Here is a 10,031-nt window from a genome sequence, read left to right on the forward strand (position 1 = left end):
GGGGGAGGGTTCATGCTCTCGGCCGTCGCTCCCGCACCGCGCAACCTGCTGGGTCGTGAACGATGGACGGCGCATCCCTGCGCAAGGCGGGACGGGCGCCCCCCCCCCGCTCAGTACGTCCAGCGCTGCGCCTTGGCGACCAGGAAGTCCCGGAACGCCTGGACGCGGGCGACCGTCCGCATCTCCTCGGCATAGACGAGATAGCTCTCGAGGTTCGGCATCTCGTAGTCGCGCAGGACCTGCACCAGCTGCTCGTTCCCGTCGGCGACGTAGTCCGGCAGGATGCCGATGCCGGCGCCGGTCTCCACCGCCAGCTGCAGGGCCGAGATGTTGTTGACCGTGAAGTGGATCGTGCGGTGCTCGCGGCCCTCGCGCCCGACGGTGGCGAGCCAGTGGGTCGCCATCAGGTAGGAGGGCTGGTCGCCGCCGAAGGAGACCAGGCGGTGCTTGTCGAGGTCGTCGATCGTCTTCGGCTCGCCGAAGCGCTTCACGTATTCGAGCGAGGCGAAGACGTGGTAGTGCACGGTGAACAGCCGGCGCTGGATCAGGTCCGGCTGGGCCGGGCGGCGCAGGCGGATCGCCACGTCGGCCTCGCGCATGGCGAGGTCGAGCTCCTCGTTGGTCAGGATCAGCTCGACGCGGACATCCGGGTGCAGGTCGAGGAACTCGGCCACCCTTTGCGACAGCCAGGCGGTGCCGAGGCCGACGGTCGTCGTCACCTTGAGGTCGCCGGACGGGCGCTCGCTGGTCTCGACGAGGCGGGCCCGGGTGGTCTCCAGCCGCATCTTCATGTCCCGGGCCGCCCGGAACAGCAGGTCGCCCTGCTCGGTCAGGATCAGCCCGCGGGCGTGGCGGTGGAACAGCGGCGCCTTCAGCTCGCGCTCCAGGGCGCTGATCTGGCGGCTGACCGCCGACTGGCTGAGCCCGATATCGTCGCCCGCCTTGGTGAAGCTGCCGGCTTCGGCGACGTTGAGGAAAATCCGGATCTTGTCCCAGTCCACGGCCGTCAACCCCTCGCCAGAGCCCCGGCCGGCTCGGATAAGCCGGTGAGTTCAGAGCGAACACCACAAGGCCGGAACCGGGGCTCATCCCCGGCCCCGGTACGTCTCGCCTACTCGGCCGCGGCCCGGCGCGGCTCTTCGCCGATCGCCAGGTTGGCCAGGTACTTCTCCGCCTCGAGGGCGGCCATGCAGCCCATGCCGGCGGCGGTGATCGCCTGCCGGTAGACGTCGTCGGTCACGTCGCCCGCCGCGAACACGCCAGGGATCGCCGTCATGGCGGTACCGGGCTGCACCTCGAGATAGCCGCCGGCCCGGAAGGGCAGCTGGCCCTCGAAGACCGCCGTCGCCGGCTGGTGGCCGATGGCGACGAACACGCCGTCGGCCTTGCGCTCGGTGATCGCGCCCGTGCGGGTGTCCCGCAGGCGGACATGGGTGACCGAGGGCGCCGGCTTGTCGCGGCCGCAGATCTCCTCGACCGCGTGGTTCCACACCACCTCGACATTCGGGTGCTTGAACAGGCGCTCCTGGAGGATGCGCTCGGCCCGGAACGTGTCGCGGCGGTGCACGACCGTGACCTTGGAGGCGAGGTTGGCGAGGTACAGGGCCTCCTCAACCGCCGTGTTGCCGCCGCCGACGACCACGACCTCCTTGTTGCGGAAGAAGAACCCGTCGCAGGTGGCGCAGGCCGAGACGCCGAAGCCCTGGAACTTCGCCTCGGAGGGCAGGCCGAGCCACTTCGCCTGGGCGCCGGTGGCGATGATCAGCGCGTCGCAGGTGAAGACCGCGCCGGAATCCGCCTCGAGCCGGAACGGCCTCTGCGCGAGATCGACCTTGGCGATGTATTCCGAGACGATCCGCGTGCCGACATGCTCGGCCTGGAGGCGCATCTGCTCCATCAGCCAGGGGCCCTGGATCGCTTCGGCGAAGCCCGGATAGTTCTCGACGTCGGTGGTGATCATCAGCTGGCCGCCGGGCTGGAAGCCCGAGATCAGCAGCGGCTCGACCATGGCGCGGGCGGCGTAGATCGCTGCGGTGTATCCGGCCGGGCCGGAACCGATGATCACGAGCTTCTCGTGCTGGGGAGCCTGCGGGGTCGTGGACATAGGGGTCTCCGGGGCTGCCGCCGGTCCGGCTCTAAGGAACCGTATGGCGGGCGAGCGCATCGCGATGCCCGATATAGGCATTCGCCACAGCCTGCGCGATCGCGAGTGTCATGTCTAAGGGCTTGGACCGCAACGCTTCAACCCGTCCGGCGAAAGGATGCACAGTTCCGTGCCGTTTCAGCGCCTCGAACAGCGTGCCGTGGCGACGGTAGAGGTTGTGGGGTTCGAACAGCAAGACCGGAGCGCCGGTGGCGCAGGCCTCGGTGACCATGTTGGCCGAATCGGCCGTCGCGACGATCGTGTCGGCCAGGGCCAGCAGGGCGAGATAGGGATTCTCGCCGCTCCCGTCCCAGAAGAAGCCGCCGCGCCGGCGGGCCAGCTCCGCGAGCGCCGCCCGCAAGCGGCCGGGCGTGCGCCGGGAGGCGGTGATCATCAGGCTCGCCTCTCCGGCCAGGCGCTCCAGCCCGGCGAGCAGGGCCTGCGCGTCCTCGTCCGAGAAGCGCCCGTGCCGGCTGTCGCCGCCGACCAGCACCGCCGCGCGAGGGGAGGGAAGGGCGGCCAGGCGCGGATCGGGGTTCGTCCGCGCGGCGGCGAGGCGGTCGGGCGAGACCGGGTGCGGGCCCGTCTCGGTCACGATCACGTTGGGGCCGCGCAGGGCGTCGTGGGCCGGCACCCAGATCAGGTCGGCCGCCCGCGGGCCGATGCGCGGATCGCGCAGGAACACCGTGAAGGTCCTGCCGCCGGAGCGGCTTTTCACCGCGCGGAGCGCCGGCACCGCCCGGCGGCCGGTGGCGATGGCGAGATCGGGGAACGGAGGCGCGAGCGCCCGCTCGCGCGGATCGGCCGGCCCGCGGGGAGCAAGCCAGGAAAAGGGCGGACGGGGCGCGACCACCCGCTCCTCCGCCGCCGCCCCGAGCGCCTCGGCGAGGCCGCGGCAGGGTGCGAGGTCGCCGGCCTTGCCGTCGGTGATCAGCCAGGCCGTGGTGCCGGCCGGCAGGAGGGAGGAGGGCAAGGGGCTGGACGGATGGGCCACGAGCCCGCGATGCGGCGGCGGGGCAAGGTCTGTCAAGCGCGAGGCCCATCCTGCGCAAGGTCCGTCATGAGTTCGGGCCTTCACCCGATTGCGCCGCGCTCCGCCGATGCTCTACGAGGACCCGCATGGCACCCGTCGTTCGCTTCGCTCCCTCGCCCACCGGCTTCCTCCATATCGGCAATGCCCGGCCGGCCCTGTTCAACGCGCTGTTCGCCCGGCGGCAGGGCGGGCAGTTCTGGCTGCGCCTCGACGATACCGACACGGCGCGGTCGACGGCGGAGTTCGCCGCGGCGATCGGGGAGGATCTGGCCTGGCTCGGCATCGTCCCGGACGGGACCTTTCGCCAGTCGGAGCGCCTCGCGATCTACGACGCGGCGGCCGAGCGCCTCAAGGCGGCCGGCCGGCTCTACCCGGCCTACGAGACGGCGGAGGAGCTGGAGCGCCGCCGCCGGCGCCAGCTCGGCCGCGGCCTGCCGCCGGTCTACGACCGCGCCGCCCTGAAGCTGACGCAGGAGGAGCGGGCCGCCTTCGAGGCCGAGGGGCGCCGGCCGCATTGGCGCTTCCGCCTCGATCCCGGCACCGTGACCTGGGACGACCTCGTGCGCGGGCCCTGCCACGTCGAGGCCGACAGCCTGTCCGATCCGGTGCTGATCCGCGAGGACGGCAGCTACCTCTACACCCTGCCCTCGGTGGTCGACGATGCCGAGACCGGCGTGACCCACGTGATCCGGGGCGAGGACCACGTGACCAACACGGCGGTCCAGATCCAGATCTTGACCGCCCTCGGCGCGACCGTGCCGGTCTTCGCGCACCACAACCTGCTCACCACGGCGAGCGGCGAGGGGCTGTCGAAGCGCCTCGGCCACCTCTCCCTGCGGGGCCTGCGCGAGTCCGGCTACGAGCCGATGGCCGTCGCGGCGCTCGCGGTGCTGACCGGATCGGCCGAGGCGGTGCGGCCGGTCTCCGACCTCGACGAGCTGGCCTCGCTGATCGACCTCGCCCACGTCTCGCGGGCGCCGGCGAAGTTCGACGAGCACGAGCTCGACGGGCTCAACGCCCGGGTCGTGCATGGCTTGCCGTACGCGGCGGTGGCCGGGCGCCTCGCCGCCCTCGGCGTCGCGCCGGAGCGGGCGCAAGCCTTCTGGGATGTGGTGCGGGCGAACCTGACCCGGGTGTCGGACGCCGCCGAGTGGTGGCGGGTGGTGCAGGGCCCGGTGACGCCGGTGACCGGCGAAACGCCGGATCTGCTGGCCGTCGCCCGCGACGCGCTGCCGCCGGAGCCGTGGGACGCCACCACCTGGAAACGGGTGACGGAGACGGTGCGCAATGCGACGGGCCTCAAGGGCAAGGCCTTGTTCCTGCCCCTGCGCCTCGCACTCACCGGCCTCGACCACGGCCCGGACCTCGCCGGCCTGCTGCCGCTGATCGGGCGGGAGAAGGCGATGGCGCGGTTGAAGGGGGAGGCGGCTTGAGCCCGGGGCTCCGGCGCAAGTCTTCTGCGTGATCCCGTCATCTGCGGGATCCCGCCGGCCGACCTTGCACAGTCCATCGTCATTCCGGGGCCGCGGAGCGGAGCCCGGAATGGCCAAGAGGGTGTCGGCCGCGCCGCGTCAGCTTTTTCTCCGGCGACCTACCCCTCCACCGGCCACGGCCGAAGCGCCGGCCGGATCCGCTCGAACGCCCGTGCCAGGCGCAGCACCCCGACATCGTCGAAGCGCCGCCCGGCGATCTGCAGGCCGACCGGCAGCCCGTCCGGCGTGAAACCCGCCGGGACCGAGATCGCCGGCTGTTCCGACATGTTGAACGGCACCGTGTAGGCGATGTGGGCCATCGCCCGGGCCGGGTCGTTGGTCGGCGAGGCGTGCTCGGCCGGAAAGGGCGGGTTGGGCGAGACCGGGCCGATCAGGAAGTCGTACGGCCGGATCGCCGTCAGCGCCGCGTCGCGCATCGCCGCCATCTGGCTCATGCCGTGGAAGACCATCGCGCCGCTCAAGGAACGCCCGCCCGCGGCCCAGTCGCGGATGAAGGGCAGCACCCGGGCGCGGCGCGCCTCGTCCAGGGCTTCGATGTCGAGGGAGGCGCGCTGGCGCCAGAACAGGTCGAGCCCGTCGAGCATGGCCTGTGTCAGGAAGGGCGGCACCGGCTCGACGATCGCGCCGGCCTCGCCGAGGAGGCGTGCCGCCGCCTCGATCACTGCACGGTTGGCCGGATCGAGCGGGAGGCCGGCCCCGGCCTCCATCACCAGGCCGAGCCGCAGGCCCTCCACATCGAGCCCGTCGAGGTCGAGCCAGGACAGGTCCGCCGGGGGCAGGGCGGTGGGGTCGCGCGCGTCCGGGCGGCTCAAGGTCCGCATCATCAGGGCCGCGTCGGCGACGCTGCGGGTGAGCGGCCCGGCGCAGCGGCCGTAATAGGGCGGATCGAGCGGCACCCGGCCGTAGCTGGGCTTGAGGCCCACGACCCCGCACCACGCGGCGGGCAGCCGGATCGAGCCGCCGATATCGGTGCCGAGATGCAGCGGGCCGTAGCCCGCAGCCGTGGCCGCACCCGCGCCGGCCGAGGAGCCGCCCGGGCCCTTGGTCAGGTCCCAGGGGTTGCGGGTGAGGGGATGGAAGCTCGACAGCCCCGAGGACAGCATGCCGTAATCCGGCATGGTCGTATGGGCGAGGATCACCGCGCCGTCCTCGCGCAGGCGGGCGGTGGCCGGCGCGTCGCCCGCGCTCGGGGGTGCGTCGTCCCGGGCGGCCGTGCCGAGGGGCATCGGCACGCCCTTCGTCGCGATGTTCTCCTTGATGGTGACCGGCACCCCGTCGAGGGGCAGGGCCTCACCGCGCATCCATCGCGCCTCCGAGACGCGGGCCGCCGCCAGCGCCTTGTCCGGCACGAAGGCGTAGAGCGCATGCAGGCGCGGCTCGGCGGCCTCGGCCCGGGCGATCACGGCCTGCGTCACCGCGACCGGCGAGAGGGCGCGACTCGCATAGAGGCGCAGAAGCTCGGTGGCCGGCAGGTCGGCGGGGTTCGCGGCGGAGGAGCGAGGTGCCGGGGGCTCGGGCGCCATCGCGTCAGCGCGCCTCGGACGCCTTGTCGGGTCGTCCGGCCAGGGCGACGTAGAAGCCGAGCCCGTCCTGGGACGGCAGGGTCTGGAGGCGATCGATCCAGCCGCGGCGCTTGGCGTCGAGGAGCAGGCGGCCGATCGGCTGGAACAGGGTCTCGCCGCCGCCGGGCACCGGCCCGTCGAGGCGCACCGCCACCGCCTTGCCCTTGGCGAAGCGGCTGCGCTCCAGCATGTCGGTGAGCGAGGCCTCGGCCTGGGGGCGAGGCGCACCGCGCAGGTCGAGCACCGATTCGGCGTCGGTCACCCCGAGGGTGCCGCGCAGCTTGTTGGCGTAGAATTCGTCGAAATGGGGCAAGGGCGGCTCGGGCGTCAGAGGGGGATGCCGTTATACAGGGCGGCGACGGGGATCTCCCCGCCGAGATCGGGCAGCGGGATCGTGGCGTCGCGGCCGAGGACGCGCAGCGACCAGTCCGGGCCGTTCCCACGTGACCAGACCTCTACCCGGGGCTCATCCTGATAGACGATCAGGTAGGCGCGCAGGGTCTGGAGGCCCTGGTAGAACTCGGCCTTGCGGCCCCGGTCGTTGTTCATGGTCGAGGGCGACAGTACCTCGGCGACGATCAGCGGATCTCGGGCGTAGCCATCAGGAAGAAGTGGGCCGCAGCGGACGATGATGTCCGGGATCGGCGCGAAGTCGTCGACGAAGTCGTTGCGCACGGCCATCCCGGCCAAGGCTCGACAGCCTAGCTTATCGGCCAGCGCCCCCAGCTGGCGCCCCAGATTCATGGAGATCTGGTTATGGCGCTCGCTGGCCGGCGCCATCAGCACCGCCTCGCCGTCGAGAAGCTCCCAGCGCTCCTCGTCCGGGCGGTCGCGGATCATTTCGATGAAGTCGGCGACCCGCATCCGCGGGGCGCGCCTGAGCGCGAGCGACATGACGGCTCCCTGTCACCGCCACGATGGTAGCACCGGGCGGAGACGGGCGACAGCCTGCGGCGGCGAGGCACCGCGCCCGAACAAGGGGCGCGATGCCGCGTCGGTGGGCGTTTTAAGCGCAGTGCACCAGCACGTTGCGGAACTGCCAGGGATCGCTCTCGTCGATGTCCTCCGGGAAGAGGCCCGGGCGGCCCGAGAGCGGCGTCCAGTCGGTGTAGACCCCGACCACGGGACCGAGATACGGCGTCTGCACCTCGAGGCAGCGGCGGAAATCGACCTCGTCGGCCTCGACGATGCCGGCCTCGGGGTTCTCCAGCGCCCAGACCATGCCGGCGAGCACGGCGGAGGTCACCTGGAGGCCGGTGGCGTTCTGGTAGGGGGCGATTGCCCGGGTCTCCTCGATGGAGAGCTGCGAGCCGTACCAGTAGGCGTTCTTGCCGTGGCCGTAGAGCAGCACGCCGAGTTCGTCGATGCCGTCGACGATCTCGTTCTCGTCGAGGATGTGCTGCTTCTCCTGTACCTTGCCGGCCTGGCCCCACATCTCGTGCAGCGACAGCACCGCCTCGTTGCAGGGATGGTAGGCGTAGTGGCAGGTCGGCCGGTAGACCGCCTTACCGTCCTGGCGCACCGTGTAGTAGTCGGCGATCGAGATCGCCTCGTTGTGGGTGACGAGGAAGCCGAACTGCGCCTGGGCAGTCGGGGTCCAGGAGCGCACCCGGGTATCCGCGCCGGGCTGGAGCAGGTAGATCGCCGGGGCGTCGTTCGGCAGGGTGCGGCCGTTCTCCGGCATCCAGGTCTCGTGGGTGCCCCAGCCCAGCTCCGCCGGCTGGTTGCCCTCGGAGACGAAGCCCTCGACCGACCAGGTGTTGACGAAGACGCCCTGCGGCTTCTCCGACTTGGCGCGCTGGGTGTCGCGCTCGGCGATGTGGATGCCCTTCACGCCGGTTTCGCGCATCAGCGCGGCCCATTCCTCGCGGGTCTTCGGCTCGGGGGTCTGCAGGCCGAGATCGGCCGCGACGTTGAGGAGCGCCTGCTTGACGAACCACGACACCATGCCGGGATTGGCGCCGCAGCAGGACACCGCGGTCGGGCCGCCGGGCTTGCGGCGGCGGGCATCGAGCACCTGCTCGCGCAAAGCGTAGTTGGTGCGGTCGGCGGGGCCGGCATTCTTGTCGAAGTAGAAGCCCGGCCACGGCTCGGCGACGGTGTCGATGTAGAGCGCGCCGATCTCGCGGCACAGCTCCATGATGTCCCGCGACGAGGTGTCGACCGAGAGGTTGACGCAGAAACCCTGGCCGCCGCCCTCGGTGAGGAGCGGGGTGAGCACTTCCCGGTAGTTGTCCTTGGTCAGCGCCACCTGCTCGAAGCGCAGGCCGTGCTTGTCGGCGAGCGCCTTGTGGGCGTCCGACGGCTCCACCACCGTGAACCGGGCCTTGTCGTAGGTGAAGTGGCGCTCGATCAGGGGCAGGGTGCCCCGGCCGATCGAGCCGAAGCCGATCATCACGATGGGGCCGCTGATGCGGCCGTGGACGGGCCAGTCGGTCATGGCGCTCAAGGTCTCCGGGTTGTGGTTGGCGGTGTGCCCGCCCGCGGGGAAATCCCCTCAGTCGGTCGGCTCGCCTAGCAGGCCAGCATGACGCGCGGGCGACGGGGCACGCGACGGCTGATTGACGCGTCGGGTCCCCGGGGTCAACCCCGGTCAACCCGTTGGTCAGCAACGCGCAAGCGTAACCGCCGGGTTAACGCCGCCGCCGGATTCGGCATGCCGGATTCGCATGGGCCCGCTGCAACCGCCGCGCTTGTGTGCAGCGCGGCAGCATCCATATTGCGTTGCAACAAGAACATCGGAAACGCCCGCGCGCACTCTCAGGAGATCCTCATGCTCGCGGTCATCACCCACTCTCTCATCTCCCCGGTCGAGGAGCGCTCCGACATGGAGCCCGGCATCCTCACCCTCGTCAGCCGCATCGTCCACGCGGTCCACGCCGCCAATCAGCGCCGCCTGGAGCGCCAGATCGGCGAGTACGTCGAGACCAACGGCGGCCGGATCACCGACGATCTCGAGCGCCGGATCGGCCAGTACTTCTGCTGATCGCGCCGCCCCGGTCCGCCGGGGCGAGGCCGACGATGCTTCCATCAAGCAGGCGCCAGGGGCGGTGAACGCCCCTCAGGCGCCTTCTTGGTGTTTGGGGCAATGCTTCGGTGCAGGGCGCATCGGCCGTATCGCATCAGCGATGGTGCGCCCGGACGCTCGACAGGAAATCGGCGATTTCGTCCCCACTTCTGAGGCGCGTGATCGTGCTTGCCGCGCTGCAATGGGCAAACTCCGCCTCGATTCGCGCACGCTGCTGGGCGTCGAACTGCCAAGCGTCCCGTACGAGTTCGACCGCGTTCTTCACGTTCCCTTGGCGACATCCTGCCGGCAGGTCGGGCCTGTCCGTGGTTCGCATGCTTAGCCGAGCGACGCGCAGGGCACAGATCAGGCGTGGAATATCGAGCCAGACAGTCAGCTCGGCGCGCGGCATGCGGAGTGCGAACGTCTGCGAGGGGTAGTTGCCCTCGCAAATCCACGCATCTCCGCGCACCGCCTGCTCGACGCGCTGTCGGAAGACCGCTTTGTCGGCCTTCTTCCATCCCGGCCCCCAGAACAGCTGGTCTAGATGGATGATCGGTAGATGCAACACTTCGCCGAGCCTGCGGGCGAGAGTGGATTTTCCACTCCCGGCACTGCCGAGAATGTTGATCCGCCTCACCTCAATCCCCGACCACCGCCAGATCGTCCCGGTGCACCATCGCGGCCCGGCCCGGATAGCCCAGCACCGCCTCGATCTCTCGGCTCGACCGCCCGACGATCCGCGCCGCATCCTCGCTGTCATAGGCGACGAGGCCGCGATGGTGCACCGGGA

At 71.0% G+C, this 10,031-nt stretch carries 10 protein-coding genes and 1 pseudogene; 2 read left to right on the forward strand and 9 right to left on the reverse strand.

The window, feature by feature from the left end; genetic code table 11:
- Positions 1-110: 110 nt before the first annotated feature.
- The 3 genes from VQ03_RS02455 to VQ03_RS02465 all read right to left on the reverse strand — a co-directional run bounded on the left by VQ03_RS02455 (position 111) and on the right by VQ03_RS02465 (position 3,173).
- Positions 111-1,001 (reverse strand): LysR family transcriptional regulator, encoded by an 891-nt coding sequence (locus tag VQ03_RS02455; RefSeq protein WP_048449273.1) that lies wholly within the window; start codon positions 999-1,001, stop codon positions 111-113.
- Positions 1,002-1,111: 110 nt separating this feature from the next.
- Entirely contained in the window at positions 1,112-2,104 is a 993-nt protein-coding gene (trxB, locus tag VQ03_RS02460) for a thioredoxin-disulfide reductase (protein ID WP_048449274.1), read from the reverse strand.
- Between the two features lie 31 nt (positions 2,105-2,135).
- Positions 2,136-3,173, reverse strand: coding sequence for a mitochondrial fission ELM1 family protein (locus tag VQ03_RS02465; protein WP_342586441.1), 1,038 nt, complete (start codon positions 3,171-3,173; stop codon positions 2,136-2,138).
- Between the two features lie 89 nt (positions 3,174-3,262).
- Between VQ03_RS02465 and gltX the strand changes: the two genes are divergently transcribed.
- Complete coding sequence (gltX, locus tag VQ03_RS02470) at positions 3,263-4,609, forward strand: glutamate--tRNA ligase (RefSeq protein WP_048449275.1); 1,347 nt, start codon at positions 3,263-3,265, stop codon at positions 4,607-4,609.
- Between the two features lie 158 nt (positions 4,610-4,767).
- Here the strand turns inward: gltX and VQ03_RS02475 are convergent, their stop codons facing one another.
- The 4 genes from VQ03_RS02475 to VQ03_RS02490 all read right to left on the reverse strand — a co-directional run bounded on the left by VQ03_RS02475 (position 4,768) and on the right by VQ03_RS02490 (position 8,671).
- Complete coding sequence (locus VQ03_RS02475; RefSeq protein ID WP_048449276.1) at positions 4,768-6,192, reverse strand: amidase; 1,425 nt, start codon at positions 6,190-6,192, stop codon at positions 4,768-4,770.
- A 4-nt stretch (positions 6,193-6,196) separates the two neighbouring features.
- The gene (locus VQ03_RS02480; protein ID WP_048449277.1) at positions 6,197-6,544 is read right to left on the reverse strand and encodes a hypothetical protein; all 348 of its coding nucleotides are present in this window, start codon (positions 6,542-6,544) and stop codon (positions 6,197-6,199) included.
- 14 nt (positions 6,545-6,558) lie between these two features.
- Positions 6,559-7,125, reverse strand: coding sequence for a Uma2 family endonuclease (locus tag VQ03_RS02485; RefSeq protein ID WP_048449278.1), 567 nt, complete (start codon positions 7,123-7,125; stop codon positions 6,559-6,561).
- 112 nt (positions 7,126-7,237) lie between these two features.
- Positions 7,238-8,671, reverse strand: coding sequence for a homospermidine synthase (locus tag VQ03_RS02490; protein ID WP_048449279.1), 1,434 nt, complete (start codon positions 8,669-8,671; stop codon positions 7,238-7,240).
- A 333-nt stretch (positions 8,672-9,004) separates the two neighbouring features.
- Here VQ03_RS02490 and VQ03_RS02495 point away from each other — a divergent pair, with 333 nt between their 5' ends.
- Positions 9,005-9,217: a hypothetical protein gene (locus VQ03_RS02495; RefSeq protein ID WP_048449280.1), complete on the forward strand. Its 213-nt coding sequence runs from the start codon at positions 9,005-9,007 to the stop codon at positions 9,215-9,217.
- Positions 9,218-9,353: 136 nt separating this feature from the next.
- Here VQ03_RS02495 and VQ03_RS02500 read toward each other — a convergent pair whose 3' ends face one another.
- Together VQ03_RS02500 and VQ03_RS32630 are read right to left on the reverse strand one after the other, a co-directional pair.
- Entirely contained in the window at positions 9,354-9,878 is a 525-nt protein-coding gene (locus VQ03_RS02500) for a P-loop NTPase family protein (protein ID WP_048449281.1), read from the reverse strand.
- A gap of 1 nt (position 9,879) precedes the next feature.
- Positions 9,880-10,031: pseudogene (locus VQ03_RS32630) on the reverse strand (glutamate 5-kinase); the annotation flags it as partial.

This window comes from Methylobacterium tarhaniae (genome assembly GCF_001043955.1).
Lineage (GTDB): Bacteria > Pseudomonadota > Alphaproteobacteria > Rhizobiales > Beijerinckiaceae > Methylobacterium > Methylobacterium tarhaniae.